This window comes from Streptomyces sp. NPDC033165 (assembly GCF_055577965.1).
Window position 1 is genome coordinate 616,687 of record NZ_JBVIPK010000001.1, and the last position, 13,843, is coordinate 630,529.

Sequence of the window (13,843 nt, forward strand, 5' to 3'; positions counted from 1 at the left end):
CCCAGGAGGCACCTCATGGCCGGTATGGACGGCTTCGGAGTACAGCTCAAGCGCGGCGACGGCGAGGACCCTGAGGTGTTCACCGCCATCGCCGACATCACGAACCTGTCGGGCCCGGGCCTGTCCAGGGAGACCCTCGACGTCACGTCGCACGGGTCGCCGGACGGGTGGATGGAGTTCCTGGGCGGGCTCAAGGACCCGGGTGAGGTGTCTGCGGACATCAACTACCAGCCCGTCCTGCACGACACGCTCGTCGCGGACTTCGACGACACCGCCCCCCGCAACTACCAGATCGTGTTCCCCGACACCGGGGCCACGACGTGGTCGTTCCCGGCGATCATCACCGGGTTCGAGCCGGAAGCTCCCTACGACGACAAGGCCGCCGCGTCCCTCACCTTCAAGGTGTCCGGGAAGCCGGTCATCAGCTGATGCCCGCGGAGCGCATCACTGTCGTCCGCGAGGGCATGCTCGCCCGCATTGTCGTCGACGGCGTAGAGATCCCGGCAGGCGCGATCCTGCGGGACTCCGTGGACGTCCCCGTCAACCCCGACGATGCCCCCGCCGTTCATCTGACGCTTATCGGCGCCCGCGTCGACGTACTGAACACCCTGAAGGAAGGCGCCCCCAATGGCACTGCTGAGTAAGGACCAGATCACCGCGGTCGACGACCGGCAGTGGGAGGACGTCGACGTGCCCGAGTGGGGCGGCACCGTCCGCGTCCTCGGCATGTCCGGCACCGAACGCAACGCCTACCAGAGCTCGCTTGTCGTCCTCGGCTCCAACGGGTCCGTGCAGCGGATGAACATGGCCGACCAGCTCGCGAAACTCTGCGCCAAGTCCATGGTCGGCGAGGACTTCGAACGCCTCTTCACCGACAAGGAAGTCGCCGCCCTCGGCAAGAAGAACGGGGCCGTCCTCGAACGCATCGGGCAGGTCGCTCAACGCCTGTCCGGGCTCCGCAAGGAGGACGTGGAGGCGAAGGCGGGAAACTCCGAAGCGCCCCAGAGCGGCGCTTCTACCACCGCCTAGCCCTCGAACTCCGGTGCACCGTGCCCGAACTCCTGGCGCGCTGCACCTCGGACGAGCTCGCCGAGTGGATGGCCTACGAGCACGTGGCCGGACCCATCGGCCCGGAACGCCAGGACATCCTGCACGGCATCCTTGCCGCGACCGTCGCCAATGCCGCCCGAGGCAAGGGCGGCAAGAAGGCCGAGCCCAAGGACTTCGTGCCCACGTGGGACAAGGCGGCGAAGCGCCAGCCCGGCGACTGGCAGCAGATGCTGGCCAAGGTCCAGGCGATGAACGCCCGGTTCGGCGGTGCTGATCTCAGAGAAGGGAGACCGTGATGGCCACGCTCGAAGAGCTCCTTGTCTCGATCGGGATCAACACCGACGACCTCACCGGCGGGGCCCAGGGTGCCGCCGACGACGTGGGTGCGAGCCTGGGAGGAATTCAGGCAGCTGCGGCTGGTGCCGCGGTGGGCGGACTGTTCGTGGCCGGGCTCACCGCAGCCATGGACCTGCAGAACGTGGAGACCCGTCTGCAGAACCAGCTGGGCCTCACCGAGGACGAGGCCGCGCGCGCCGGGGAAGCGGCTGGGCGGGTGTACGCGGCCGGATGGGGCGAGTCGATGCAGGAGGTCGGCGACGCCCTCGGCACCGTGGCCCAGGCCATGGGCGGTGTCGGCGACCTGTCCGATGCCGAGATGGACGACCTCACCAAGAAGGCGCTCATGCTCGGCGAGACGTTCGAGCTGGACGTCGCCGAGTCCGCGAACGCCGCCGGAAAAATGATCAAGCTGGGGATGGCGAAGGACGGCGAGGAGGCGTTCGACATCCTCACCGCGGCCGCGCAGGAGCTCCCCGCGATGATGCGCGACGACATCCCGAAGGTCATCGAGGAGTACGGCAAGCACTTCGAGAGGATGGGGGTCGACGGCAAGACCGCGTTCGGGATGATGTCGCAGTACGTGCAGGCTGGCGGCCGCGACATCGACCAGGCCGCCGACGTCATCCACGAGTTCGCCCGCATCACGTCCGAGGAGACGGAGAGGGCCGGTGACGCGTTCAAGGAACTGGGCCTGCCGGCCAAGGAAATGTTCGCCGACATCGGCAAGGGCGGCGACGACGCCGAAGCTGCCCTCGGCAAGACCCTCCAAGCGCTCCGCGGGGTGAAGGACCCGGCCAAGCAGGCAGCCCTCGGCATCGAACTGTTCGGCGACATGGCGGGCGAAGGCGCGGACGCCCTGTGGGCGATGGACCCGGCCACCGCCGCCGCCGCCGGAGGCATGGACGACGTGGCCGGGGCCGCCGACAAGGCCACCGCGTCGGCAGAGGCGTCAAAGTCGCTGGATGCGATCTGGCGGACCATGGCGGTAACGCTCGGGGAGACGTTGCAGCCCGCCCTTGAGTTCCTGGCCGGATTCATGCAGGAGAACCCGGGCCTGGTGAAGGTTCTCGCCGTCGGGCTGATCGCGCTGGCCCTGGCAATCGGCATCGCGGTGATCGCCCAGTGGGCATGGAACACCGCCCTGTGGGCGTTCCCCGGGACGTGGATCATCGCCGGGATCATCGCCCTGATCGCGATCATCGTGCTGATCGTCGTCTACTGGGACGAGATCGCCGCCGCCACCGGCCGGGTATGGGACTGGATCGTCGGGAAGCTCGGCACCGCCTGGCAGTGGGTCAAGGACGCGGTCGCCGCGACATGGAACTGGGTGGTCCAGAAGACGACGGCGGCATGGGACTGGGTCGTCGCCGACATCAGCAAGGCGATCTCGGACGTCATGGCGATCGTGAACTGGCTGGCTGCGATCCCCGGGAAGGTGGCCGGATGGTTCGGTCAGGTCGTGTCCTGGATCGGCGGCCTGCCCGGGAAGATCCGGTCCGCCGCGTCGGGCATGTGGGACGGCATCAGCTCCAGCTTCCGCAGCATGGTCAACCAGTTGATCAGCGGCTGGAACAACCTGTCCTTCACGATCGGCGGCGGCTCCATCATGGGCGTGTCTATTCCGTCGCTGACCCTGCACACCCCGAACATCCCGATGCTGGCCGAGGGCGGCATCACCACCGGCGCCACGCTCGCGATGATCGGCGAAGGGGCCGAGCAGGAAGCCGTCCTGCCGCTGTCGAAGCTCGACAGCCTGTTGAACTCGCCGCGGGGGCCCCGGCACGCCGGTGAGGGGGGCGGGACGACCATCCGCTTCGTCTACGACGCGTCCGGCGGCAGCAGCGCGCTGCGCACCGCATTGCAGGAGATCGTCCGCATCGAGGCGGGCGGCGACGTCCAAGAGGCCTTCGGCCAGTAGAGGGGGTGGCCGTGTTCCCTCTGGACCGGCGCACAGAGTTCCAGATCGGCGGCACGTGGACGAACGTCACCAGCGCCGTCCGCGAGAGCGAGCCGATCCTCATCGAGCGCGGGGCGAAGAGCGAGTCCGCGAAGGTCGGCCCGTCCAAGTGCACCCTCAAGCTCAACAACCGGGACGGCCGCTTCTCCCCGCGTAACCCGATGTCGCCGTACTACGGGCTGATCGGCCGCAATACCCCGATCAGGGTGTCGGTGCAGGGCCCGGAGTCCTACCTCCGGCTGGAGGGCATCACCTCGTCCTACGTGACGACGCCGGATGCGGCAGCGCTGGACATTACCGGGGACCTGGACGTGCGGGTGGAAGTGACCACCGACTGGCGGCGCGTCGCCCCGCAGATCCTGCTCGGGAAATGGGACTCATCCATCGCCCAGCGCAGCTACATGCTCACCATCGAGAACGGGGTCCTGCGCTTTCAGGTCACCGTTGATGGCGTCTACGGGTACACCGTCAACGCGGCCCTGCCAGCACTGCCTCGGCGGGCTGCCGTCCGGGCCACGATGGACGTGAACAACGGGGCCGGCGGCTGGACCATGAACATGTACTGGGCCGATTCCCTGGACGGGCCGTGGATCCCGATCATGGCTCCGTTCTCCTACGATGCTGACGGGCCGATCAGTATTTTCAACAGCACAGCTCCGCTGAGCCTGGCGCCTGCCTCGTTCACGATCACGCCACCCTGGCTGCCTGTGGAGGGCCGGGTGCACCGTGCGGAGGTGCGTGATGGTATCGGCGGGACCGTGGTCGCGGACCTCGACGTGCGTGATCTGCCGGAGGGGACCACCGGGTGGACGGACTCCGTGGGCCGCACGTGGACGCTCGGGCCCGACGCACAGGTCACGGACCGGCAGTTCCGGTTCCACGGGGAGATCTCCGCCTGGCCGTCCCGGTGGGACGTGTCCGGTGCCGACGTGTGGGTCCCCATCGAGGCGGCCGGTATCCGGCGGCGGCTCGGACAGGGGCAGAAGGCGCTCGACAGCACACTGAGGCGGCGGATTCCCGCCTTTTCCCCGCTGGCGTACTGGCCGTGCGAGGACGAGGACGGTGCCACCCAGGCGTACTCCCCGATCGAAGGGGTCGCCCCGCTGACCGTGACCGGGTTCCGGTTCGGGCAGGACTCCACTCTGGCTGGGTCGTCCGCGCTCCCGGCGGTGGACGCCGGAGGCCGTATGACTGGCACGGTCCTTGCCCCATCGGGCACGGCCACCGAGTGGTCGGTGCACATGGTGTACGCGGTCGACTCCCCGCCCGCCACGAACGCCGAGTTCCTGTCCTGGCAGACCACGGGGACTGTGCGCCGGTGGCGGATCGTGCAGCGCGAGGACCTGGCCACAATCGAGGGGCTCGACGAGGACGGGGTTGCTGTCGTCACCAAGTTCGCCGCGATCGGCGACGACGTGTTCGAGGGGTGGCAGCGCTTCTACTTCTGGGTGTCCCAGTCCGGCGGCACGGTCACCTGGCGGCTCGACTGGTACAACATCGGCGGTCCGGCTGGCGGCATCGGTGACACGTACAGCGGGACGACCGGGCGCGTCACCCAGATTGAGACGCAGTTCGGTGCGTCGGTCAGCGGCCTGAAGGTCGGGCACCTGGCGGTCATGCCCGTCGCGTCGACCGCGGCCTACACGTCCGCCGATCACGGGTTCTCCCGGGAGTCGGCGATCGCGAGGATGCGGCGTCTCGCGAACGAGGAGTCGGCGCAGATCGACCTGTCGTGGATCGACGGCGACACGGCGGCGGACACCGAACGCCTCGGCCCGCAACGGCCCAACACCCTCCTGACTCTCATTCAGGAGGCTGCGGACACTGACGGCGGGGTCCTGTACGAACCGGCGGACCGGCTCGGCCTCGTGTACCGGGACCGGTCATCCCTGTACAACCAGCCGGTGCGCCTGTCCCTCGACTACACAGCGCCCGGGGAGGTACCACCGCCGTTGGAGCCGATCGAGGACGATCAGCGGCTCCGCAACGACGTCACCGTCACACGGTCCGGCGGGTCCTCGGGGCGCGCGGTCGCCGAGACGGGCCCGCTTTCCGTGCTGCCGCCTCCGGACGGGGTCGGAATCTACGACGAGTCGCTGACGCTGAGCCTGGCCACCGACGACCAGCCCGACCGGATCGCCCAGTGGCGGCTCCACTTGGGCACGTGGGACGAGGCCCGCTACCCGACGATCACTGTGTGGCTGCATGCCGCCCCGCACCTGATCCCCGCCGTTCTCGGCATGGACATCGGTGACCGCCTCCAGATCAGCAACCCGCCGCCGTGGCTGCCCCCAGGGGTGATCGACCAGCACATGCACGGGTACACCGAGCGCCTCGGCCTGTACGACTGGGCCCTGACGATGAACTGTGCCCCGGCTGGTCCGTGGCAGGTGGGTGTGGTGGAGGATCCGGTGCTGGGCCGCCCGGACACTGAGGGATCGGAACTGGAGTCGAGTGTGACGGACTCGGCGACGCTGCTGTCGATCTCTACGACTGCTGGCCCCCCGTGGGTTACTGACCCACAGGAGTATCCGTTCGACCTGACGGTCAGTGGTGAGGTTGTTACTGCGGTCGCTGCTGGGAGCGTGCTCACCTCGAACCCGTTGCTGCTCACCGGGGCGTCGGGGTGGGTTCCGTTGTCGGCGCAGGTTGACTACTCAACTGCTGTGGTTCACACGGATCGGGGGGCGGCTGCGTCGTTGGTGGTGACGCCGACCGGCGCGTCCTCGGCATCGGTGGCGTCCTCGCCGAACACCCCCGTGGGCAGTATTACGCCGGGGGCCAGCTACACGATGTCGGGGTGGGTTTACTCGCCTGCTGGGTGGTCGGACATGCGGGTGGTGACCGACTGGTATACCGCTGCTGACACGTTGATTTCCACGAGTCCGTCGGTTGCCGTTCCGGTGGCGGCCGGGGTGTGGACGTTCATCACGGTGACTGCGACGGCGCCGGCTGACGCGTCCCGGGCGCGGGTTCGGGGTCGTGTTGGGGCGACGCCTGGGTTGACGGACATCAGTTACTGGTGGGCTGTCCAGCTGGTGGCCACCGCCACCGTGTCGACGACCAGCCCTCAGACGATGACTGTTGTCCGGTCCGTCAACGGCATCACTAAATCTCATGCGGCCGGGACGGTGCTGTCTCTCACCCATCCGATGCGCGCCGCACTCTAGAAAGGGGGCAGCACCTTGCCGATCCTTGCGGGTCAGAATGTCACTGCCGGGCAGCTCAACCGGCTCCAGCCCACTACGTACGAGGCGGCTGCCACCGGGACCCTCACAGGGCCTGAGACCGGCGTGGACGTCCCGGGGGCCACGGTGACGTTCACCACCACGACGGACAATGCCGTCGCCGTGGTGAACACGACCTTCGACTTCGATTTCACGGCGGCGACAACAACGTTGGGGTCCGGCCGCCTGGTCGTAGACGGCGTTGCCACTTCACGGTTTGCCCTTTTCCAACAGGGCCCGGGAGCCAGCGCTGACCGCAGCACCCCCGGGCAGGACTACCGGGTCGATCTTGGGGCGGCGGGCTCGCACACGCTGAAACTCAGCGCAACGGTGCCCACGGGCATGACGCTGAATCAGTACACCGCGCTGGTCGTCACCGTGTACGAGGTCGTCTGACCCTCGCCCCCGCCCACCCCTGCCCCGCGCCGATCGGCCCGGGGCTTCGTCACGTCTGGAGGCCTGATGGCCTGGTACCCCGGTGCCAAGAAGCTGGAGCTGCAACCGGAGTCGGATGCGCAGCCTGCGATCCGGCCGACGCAGCTGATCATGCACAGCATCGTCGCGAACTGGACCGCCCGCCGGACCTACGAGTTCTGGCGGGACTCCACCAACCTCGAATCGCACTTCGGGATCGGGTACGGGGAGCGGGACATCGCTCAGTACATCGGCACCGAGACCCGGGCCGATGCGAACGCGGGGGCGAACCGGCGGTCGGACGGGACCGGGGCGATCTCGGTGGAGACCGCGTCGAACAGCACGGCGACGGACCCGTGGAACGCTGCGCAGGTCGAGGAGCTGATCGCCCTCGGAGTCTGGGCGCACCAGCACCACGGGATCCCGCTGCGGATCTGCCGCAGCCACGGCGACCCCGGGTTCGGCTACCACAGCATGTTCCCGCAGTGGTCCACCTCGGGCACGGCGTGCCCGGGGCCCGCCCGCATCCGCCAGTTCCGCGAGGTGGTGTTCCCCGGGATCGTCGCCCGCGCCAACGGCAAGACCAACCCACCGAAGGAGGCCGACGTGCCGCTGAGCACTGACGACGTCAAGAAGATCTGGAAGACGGACGGGATCCTGCCGTCGCCGTCGACTGCCGCGCCCGGCAACGAGTTCTGGACCCCCGACAGCTACGTCCGCGACATCCACGCCCGCATCCGGGCGGTGCAGGGAGAGCTGGCGGCAACCCACGCCACGGTCCGCACGCTCGCCGAGGCGCTCGCCTCGCGGAACGACGCGGTCGACGTCGAGGCCCTGATCGCCCGGATCAAGGCCGCCATCGAGGGCGTCACCGTGCGCCTGGAAACGGAGAGCTGACCCATGGCTGACCGCCACCCCGGCACGACGAACCTGCTGAGGTACTTCGACCACGGGCACCTGCCCGGCCGCCTCCAGGACGTGGCCATGCCGTGCGCGCGCCTCGCCCAGGAGATGGTCTACGCGCTCCCGGATGGACCCGAACTGACGGCCGGGCTCCGGAAACTGCTGGAAGCGAAGGACTGTTTCGTCCGCGCTGCCCTCGACAACCCGAAGGACTGACCATGAAGATCTCTTCCGCCGCCAAGGCGTTCACGGCCGCTCTCGCCGCCGGTGCGAGTGTCGCGGTCACCGCCGTGCAGGACGGCGTCTTCACGACCGGTGAGGTCGTGACCACGGTCCTCGCCGTCCTCGGCGCTCTCGGCATCACCTACGCCGTGCCGAACCGGCAGCCGGATCGGGTGGTCCCGGGCCGGGGGGTGTAGGTGGTAACACCGCAGGACCCGGGGGTGTACATCTCCCCGGCGCAGATGTACCAGGAGGTGAGGGCGCTGGCTCAGGCGGTCGGCCGGATCGAGTCGAAGATCGACGGCATACTCGACGAGACGAAAGACATCCGCGGCGACCTCGGTGACCACGAGCAGCGGATCCGCACCCTGGAACGGGCGCGGTGGCCGCTGCCCACCATCGGTGTCCTGGCGGGTGTTGGTGGCGCTGCTACCGGCCTGCTCGCACTCCTCCGCTGACCAGACCTGGCCCCCACTGCTTCGGCGGTGGGGGCCTTTCGTCATGCCCGTGTGGCCCAGGTCACAAGCTGTGTGCGCCGTGGGAGCGGAGTGGCCGGGGTGCCTGCGCCATGCTCGCCCCATGAAGCCCAGCGACGTTCTCATCGCGATCTCTCGATCCTGCACGCCGGGCGTGCGGTTCCCGGCGTGGGCCGTACCCACCCGCAGCGGCCATCTGGTCGGGCTCATCAGCGAGGTGCCCGCCGATCTGTGGCGGCCCTGGCAGCTCCGGCAGACCATTCGCGCGCAGACCCTGATGGCACTGGTTGACGCGGGCCTGATCGAGCTCGGGGAGCTGGGGCCCGTGCCCGAGTACGAGGGGTCTCAGCGGGGGTTGGGCTGGGAGGAGGGGCGCACGGGGTGGCGGCTGTCGGTCACCGAGGCGGGGCGGGCCGCAGGAGGATCGTGACTCCCGCTCAACCTGCCCTGACCTGCGGGTGCCGCACTGCCCGCTTGACGGCCATCTCCAGCTCCAGCCGCGACACCCCGTCGGTGGCCGCGGCGTGCTCCCGGTACGCGGCCTGCACCGCGTCCGCCGTCTCGAAGGTCAGCGCGCCCTGCTGCTGCTCCGCCCACGCGGCCCGCTCCAGGGCGATCAGGTGCTCGGGGATGTCGATGTCAGCCATGGCCGGATCGTACGACCTCCCGGGCGCTGCACGTCCGTGCGCCTGGCTGGTGGCGTGTTTCTTGATCGCCGGGCTACGGTCGATCACACCCCGGCTGCCTGGCCGGGCCCATGACCGGGAGGGGACACACATGGCCCGCACACTGCGGATGCTCGGCACCAACTCGAAGACCGGCGAATGCCCCACGCTCTACGAGGACGTCGACACCAGGGAGATCCTCGTCCAGGGGTACACCGTCACCGACCCCGAGGTACTCGCACAGATGGTCAACCCTCTCAAGGGCGAGTCGCTCGTCGTCGTCGACCGCGAGCTCCTCATCAACTTCGCGCCGAAGGAGTGACGGTGGACGTCGTACCCGCCGCCCGGATACTCGACTTCTTCCGGGATGGCTTCGAGCACACTGCATGGCGGCTGGAGACCCGCCGGGAGTACGCCGCTGACCAAGGAACGGAGGAGTACCAGCAGTTCCTCCAGGGTGTCGCGCCGCCGCTCGACGACGACGGCCCGTGGTTCACCAACGCCCGGGCGCAGACGGCAGCCGGGCGGCGCATCGAGCGCGTCCGCCTGGTCGACGAGCCTGCGACGGACAACCAGCGGTACCTGCTGGCCACCACACCCAGCAATCTCGCGGCCGGGGAGGACATCCGCTACCTGTGTCGGTCGGAGGCCGACGCCCTCGGCCTCGCAGGCGCTGGCGACTTCTGGCTCTTCGACTCCCGGGCCCTCGCGTCCTTCAACTGGGAGGACGCGAACCGCCGGATGGAGCTGACAACCGACCCGGAGCAGGTTGTCCGGGCATGCCAGCTCCGCGACGCGGCATGGCACTACGCCGTCCCGTACGAGGAGTTCATCAGCCGGGTACCGTCCCCTATGTGAGCACCGACTTCCAGCGCGCCCGGGTCCTCCTCGGTGTGCGGCTCCGCGAGCTGCGCACCGAGGCCGGGCTGACCGTCCGCGACTTCGCCGCCCGCTGCGGGTGGGCCCCGTCAAAGGTCTCGAAGCTGGAGAACGGGAAGCAAACCGCTGCTGTCGCCGATCTCGACGCGTGGGCGGCGGCGGTCGGGCAGCCCGAGTGCGCCGCCGAGCTGCACGGCCGCCTTGCAGGGCTGGAGTCCACGTACCGGTCCTGGCGCCGCCAGCTCGCAGGCGGCCACCGCGCCGTGCAGGATGCGCTCGGCGCCCAGCACGAGAGGACCACCGTGTTCCGCGGATTCAGTGCAGCCGTCATCCCCGGCGTATTCCAGACCCCCGAGTACGCGCGCAGCGTCCTGACCCGGTACGCCGAACTCCACGGCGTGACCCGTGACATCGACGCGGCGGTCACTTCCCGGATGCGCCGGCAGGAGGGGCTCTACCGGTCGGGGCGCCGGTACCGCGTCCTCGTCGCCGAGGCTGCCCTCCACACGCGGATCTGTACGCGCGCCGTTCTCGCCGACCAGCTGGACCGCTTGATGTCCGTGAACGGACTGTCGACGGTGGAGCTGGGAGTCATCCCGCTCACCGCCGACGTGCGGATCGGTGTGGGCGATGACTTCTGGATCCACGACGACCGCCTCGTCATCGCCGAGACGTGGCACACGGAGATGTGGCTGGACTCGGCCGACGACATCGCCCTGTTCGCGAAGGTCTGGGACGGGCTCGCCACCGGGGCGGTGACCGGGCGGGCGGCGCACGCCGTCATCGCTCGCACGCGGGCCGCGATCGGCTTCTGAGAAACCCGGAGCAACACCGGGGCCCGCCGGAGAAACATCAAGAAACATCGCGGGTCCCGAGAAACAGCCTTCTCTACGGTCTGAGAACCACTTCGACGACCCGGGAGGCGGCCGTGTCTGTACGCCAGTTACCGCCGGTCAACGACACGCTCGAACAGCAGCAGCGTGGTTGGGCGTGCGTCTGGTGCAGGACCTGGTTGCCCGTCGGCCTGAGCACCGACCTGGGCCAGCAGCGCGTCGTCCCCGAGACAGGCGCCGCCTACCTCTGGTTCCCGCGCGAGTGCCTTGACGCGGCGACCTGCGCCGAACGAGAGGCCGCCGCACAGTGACTGCCGTCGACGGCCAGCGGACGAGGACGTACGGCTCCCCTGAGTGTCGGACCGCGGCCTATGCCGAATGGGACGAGGGGCACGACCTGTGCGCGGGGAACACGAACGTCATCGCAGCAGGGCGAATCGTCGAACGGCTGTATTGCGGCTGCATCTGCCACGAGCTCCCGCCCCGGCCGCCCACTCCCTGCCAGGACAGCGGCCGAGACGGGTCACCACCCACCCATGAGGACGGAGGCACCACCATGCGTACCACCGACACCCGCCCGACGACACCCCCCAGGCGGCGCCCATGACAACCGCCTTGTCCTCGACTGCGGTCACCACCTGCGAGGCCTGTTGGAAGGAGCCGGTGGAAGGCGTTCGCGTCACCGACTCCGGCACGGACCTCGTCTGCCGGCCGTGCGCGGTGGGCGGCTACCCGCGGCGCGTTGATCTGTTCCCGCCGTTCGGGATCTACGGGCTGACGGAGCGCCGGATCGAGATGGGTCGGCACGGGTCCGGGTCACCGCAGACGCCTCCGGACCAGGGGCCGCCACTGCCTCATCCGCCGCCGGCCCCGTCTCCGCCGGGCACCCCGCCGGTGTAGCTGCGGGTTCTACTCGACGAGTCCGGAGAGCGGGACGCCGATGGCGTCGGCGATACGGATAAGCGAGTCGATGAGTGCCGCCGCGTGGCCCTGCTCGATGCGGTTGTACGTGGCCCGGTCCATCCCGATGCGGAGCGCGATCTGCTCCTGGGTGTACCCGGCGGCCAGCCGGGCGGCGCGGATGCGGTCTCCGATCGCGCGGCGGCGGGCGATGACCCAGTCGGGCGGCGGTACGGAGCGTGGCACTCCACCACGTTCAGCGGATCAAGATCGAATGTATGTAGGGCAGAACCTACACTGAGCGGCCACGTCTGCGAGTTCGGATGTGGCACCGAAGCGGCGCAGAGGTGTTCGCGTGTCCGCCTCATTGCGCCGTTAGACGTCATGACTCAGTCAAGACGTCCCGCCCCGCACCCATCAGGGTGCGGGGCGGTCTACGTTGGACAGCAGAAGGCCCCCACCGAGCTGTGCGGTGGGGGCCTCGCTCCTGTGGGCCGGGCCTCCCCGCCCAGTCACCACAGGCATCCGGACGGCGCGTGTCAGGCGCGTGTGGGGAGTCACGCCTGCCCCGTCCGTGCCTGCACTCTACGTGCCAAGGCCACGCAGTCCACCCCTCGAACGGGTGACAGATCCAACGGCCGCCCATGGGGATGTGGCATCTATGTGGCATCGATCATGGAAACGGCCCCCCGATCCGTGTGGATCGAGGGGCCGAAACAGGCTCTCACCTGCTAGTTACTGCTGTGGGCGCGGACGGTTTCGAACCGCCGACATCTGCTTTGTAAGAGCAGCGCTCTACCCCTGAGCTACGCACCCGTGGATGAGACAACAGCGTACATGGACGGGGGGCCCTGCTCATAAACCGATTCGGCGGGAGCGGTCGGCGGCGGCTCCGGGCCGCCGGGACCGGGGGATAACCCCACCCCAGAGACGGTGGCCGCCCGGATCCCGTCGGGGGCTTCCGGTGCATACGGTTTGAGGGAACCGGGCGGGGCGTCCGGTGGCACCGTCCGGCCGTACTCACTGGGGGATCGATCACCGTGGACATCGTTACGAGCGCACCGAACCGTACCCGTCGCGGGGCGCGCGGTCGGGTTCTCGCCCTGGGGGGTGGGGTCGTGCTGCTGGCGCTGGGCATCACCGGGTGCGGGGGCACCAACGTGGATGACGTGCCTGTGGAGCGGAAGACGTTCGCGTTGGAGGGGAAGATGTTGACCATCGACGCCGAGAACAGCTCCGTGGAGCTCGTGCCCGCCGACGTCGAGCGGGTCGAGGTCGAGCGTCAGGTCGACGGATGGGTGATGTTCGGCAGTGGGCCCGATCCTGTGTGGGCTATGGACGCAGACACCCTGACATTGCACGTGAAGTGCAAGGCCATGATCAACAACTGCGAGGCCCGGCACCGGGTGAAGGTGCCGCGCGGGGTGAGCGTGACGGCGGAGGCGGACAACGGGAGAGTCAGCGCCACCGGGTTCGACCGGCCGCTGGAGCTGTCCTCCGCCAACGGCGAAGTCCACGTCCGGGACGTGAGCGGGACGCTCAAGCTGCAGAGCGACAACGGGCAGGTGCTGGCGGAGCGGATATCCTCCTCCTCCGTCGTCGCCAGGTCGGACAACGGCGAAGTCCGGTTGGACTTCGACACCGTGCCCGACCTCGTGGACACCGTGAGCGACAACGGCGGCGTCACCATCGACCTGCCTGCGGGCGGGAAGAAGTACGCCGTCAGCGCCTCCGCCGACAACGGCGACGTCTCGATCGGCGTGCCGCGCAGCGACGACAGTGCTCACGTGGTGAAGGCCCGCAGCGACAATGGTCAAGTCACCGTGCGAAGCGCGAACTAACCGACCCGTGTGTTCGTCCTTACCTGGTGGGAGAATGTACCGGGCAGGGGCGGAACAGCACGGGAGAGGGATGTGACGGCGACACACACGCGGCCAGAGGCACGAGCGGGTGGGAGTTCCGCCGTCAAGGGCGATCA

20 protein-coding genes and 1 tRNA gene are annotated in these 13,843 nt (G+C 68.9%); 18 read left to right on the forward strand and 3 right to left on the reverse strand.

Features of this window, described 5'->3' with window-relative positions; genetic code table 11:
• Window positions 1–15 precede the first annotated feature (15 nt).
• The 12 genes from ACZ5WC_RS02955 (at window position 16) to ACZ5WC_RS03010 (ending at window position 9,018) form a co-directional block, all read left to right on the forward strand.
• Window positions 16–429, forward strand: a complete 414-nt coding sequence (locus ACZ5WC_RS02955) for a phage tail tube protein (RefSeq protein WP_468539168.1) — start codon at window positions 16–18, stop codon at window positions 427–429.
• Window positions 429–644, forward strand: a complete 216-nt coding sequence (locus tag ACZ5WC_RS02960) for a hypothetical protein (RefSeq protein ID WP_468539169.1) — start codon at window positions 429–431, stop codon at window positions 642–644. The genes ACZ5WC_RS02955 and ACZ5WC_RS02960 overlap by 1 nt, the downstream gene beginning before the upstream one ends.
• Window positions 628–1,029, forward strand: coding sequence for a hypothetical protein (locus ACZ5WC_RS02965; RefSeq protein WP_468539170.1), 402 nt, complete (start codon window positions 628–630; stop codon window positions 1,027–1,029). The genes ACZ5WC_RS02960 and ACZ5WC_RS02965 overlap by 17 nt, the downstream gene beginning before the upstream one ends.
• A 20-nt stretch (window positions 1,030–1,049) precedes the next feature.
• Complete coding sequence (locus ACZ5WC_RS02970) at window positions 1,050–1,346, forward strand: phage tail assembly protein T (protein ID WP_468539171.1); 297 nt, start codon at window positions 1,050–1,052, stop codon at window positions 1,344–1,346.
• Entirely contained in the window at window positions 1,346–3,307 is a 1,962-nt protein-coding gene (locus ACZ5WC_RS02975; protein WP_468539172.1) for a phage tail tape measure protein, read from the forward strand. The genes ACZ5WC_RS02970 and ACZ5WC_RS02975 overlap by 1 nt, the downstream gene beginning before the upstream one ends.
• A 5-nt stretch (window positions 3,308–3,312) precedes the next feature.
• Window positions 3,313–6,516, forward strand: coding sequence for a hypothetical protein (locus tag ACZ5WC_RS02980; protein WP_468539173.1), 3,204 nt, complete (start codon window positions 3,313–3,315; stop codon window positions 6,514–6,516).
• Window positions 6,517–6,660: 144 nt separating this feature from the next.
• Window positions 6,661–6,969, forward strand: a complete 309-nt coding sequence (locus ACZ5WC_RS02985) for a hypothetical protein (RefSeq protein WP_468539174.1) — start codon at window positions 6,661–6,663, stop codon at window positions 6,967–6,969.
• Between the two features lie 66 nt (window positions 6,970–7,035).
• The gene (locus ACZ5WC_RS02990; RefSeq protein ID WP_468539175.1) at window positions 7,036–7,884 is read left to right on the forward strand and encodes a peptidoglycan recognition protein family protein; all 849 of its coding nucleotides are present in this window, start codon (window positions 7,036–7,038) and stop codon (window positions 7,882–7,884) included.
• Window positions 7,885–7,887: 3 nt separating this feature from the next.
• Window positions 7,888–8,106 (forward strand): hypothetical protein, encoded by a 219-nt coding sequence (locus tag ACZ5WC_RS02995; protein ID WP_468539176.1) that lies wholly within the window; start codon window positions 7,888–7,890, stop codon window positions 8,104–8,106.
• Window positions 8,107–8,108: 2 nt separating this feature from the next.
• Window positions 8,109–8,309: a hypothetical protein gene (locus ACZ5WC_RS03000; RefSeq protein WP_468539177.1), complete on the forward strand. Its 201-nt coding sequence runs from the start codon at window positions 8,109–8,111 to the stop codon at window positions 8,307–8,309.
• A gap of 24 nt (window positions 8,310–8,333) precedes the next feature.
• Window positions 8,334–8,570, forward strand: coding sequence for a hypothetical protein (locus ACZ5WC_RS03005; RefSeq protein ID WP_468539178.1), 237 nt, complete (start codon window positions 8,334–8,336; stop codon window positions 8,568–8,570).
• Window positions 8,571–8,691: 121 nt separating this feature from the next.
• A complete protein-coding gene (locus ACZ5WC_RS03010) occupies window positions 8,692–9,018 on the forward strand; it encodes a hypothetical protein (protein ID WP_468539179.1) in 327 nt (108 codons plus the stop codon).
• A gap of 7 nt (window positions 9,019–9,025) precedes the next feature.
• Here ACZ5WC_RS03010 and ACZ5WC_RS03015 read toward each other — a convergent pair whose 3' ends face one another.
• Window positions 9,026–9,235 (reverse strand): hypothetical protein, encoded by a 210-nt coding sequence (locus tag ACZ5WC_RS03015; protein ID WP_468539180.1) that lies wholly within the window; start codon window positions 9,233–9,235, stop codon window positions 9,026–9,028.
• A gap of 130 nt (window positions 9,236–9,365) precedes the next feature.
• Here ACZ5WC_RS03015 and ACZ5WC_RS03020 point away from each other — a divergent pair, with 130 nt between their 5' ends.
• The 5 genes from ACZ5WC_RS03020 (at window position 9,366) to ACZ5WC_RS03040 (ending at window position 11,865) form a co-directional block, all read left to right on the forward strand.
• Window positions 9,366–9,575: a hypothetical protein gene (locus ACZ5WC_RS03020; protein WP_468539181.1), complete on the forward strand. Its 210-nt coding sequence runs from the start codon at window positions 9,366–9,368 to the stop codon at window positions 9,573–9,575.
• A 2-nt stretch (window positions 9,576–9,577) separates the two neighbouring features.
• The gene (locus ACZ5WC_RS03025) at window positions 9,578–10,111 is read left to right on the forward strand and encodes a DUF6879 family protein (RefSeq protein ID WP_468539182.1); all 534 of its coding nucleotides are present in this window, start codon (window positions 9,578–9,580) and stop codon (window positions 10,109–10,111) included.
• Window positions 10,108–10,947: a helix-turn-helix domain-containing protein gene (locus ACZ5WC_RS03030; RefSeq protein ID WP_468539183.1), complete on the forward strand. Its 840-nt coding sequence runs from the start codon at window positions 10,108–10,110 to the stop codon at window positions 10,945–10,947. The genes ACZ5WC_RS03025 and ACZ5WC_RS03030 overlap by 4 nt, the downstream gene beginning before the upstream one ends.
• 113 nt (window positions 10,948–11,060) lie before the next feature.
• On the forward strand, window positions 11,061–11,276 hold the full coding sequence (locus tag ACZ5WC_RS03035) for a hypothetical protein (RefSeq protein ID WP_468539184.1): 216 nt from the start codon (window positions 11,061–11,063) through the stop codon (window positions 11,274–11,276).
• Between the two features lie 292 nt (window positions 11,277–11,568).
• Window positions 11,569–11,865, forward strand: a complete 297-nt coding sequence (locus ACZ5WC_RS03040) for a hypothetical protein (protein ID WP_468539185.1) — start codon at window positions 11,569–11,571, stop codon at window positions 11,863–11,865.
• A gap of 9 nt (window positions 11,866–11,874) precedes the next feature.
• Here the strand turns inward: ACZ5WC_RS03040 and ACZ5WC_RS03045 are convergent, their stop codons facing one another.
• Both ACZ5WC_RS03045 and ACZ5WC_RS03050 read right to left on the reverse strand, forming a co-directional pair.
• Window positions 11,875–12,111 (reverse strand): helix-turn-helix domain-containing protein, encoded by a 237-nt coding sequence (locus ACZ5WC_RS03045; RefSeq protein WP_468539186.1) that lies wholly within the window; start codon window positions 12,109–12,111, stop codon window positions 11,875–11,877.
• A gap of 498 nt (window positions 12,112–12,609) precedes the next feature.
• Window positions 12,610–12,681, reverse strand: a tRNA-Val gene (locus tag ACZ5WC_RS03050).
• 224 nt (window positions 12,682–12,905) lie between these two features.
• On the opposite strand from ACZ5WC_RS03050, the gene ACZ5WC_RS03055 reads away from it, so the two are divergent.
• The gene (locus tag ACZ5WC_RS03055; protein ID WP_468539187.1) at window positions 12,906–13,706 is read left to right on the forward strand and encodes a DUF4097 family beta strand repeat-containing protein; all 801 of its coding nucleotides are present in this window, start codon (window positions 12,906–12,908) and stop codon (window positions 13,704–13,706) included.
• The last annotated feature ends 137 nt before the right edge of the window (window positions 13,707–13,843 follow it).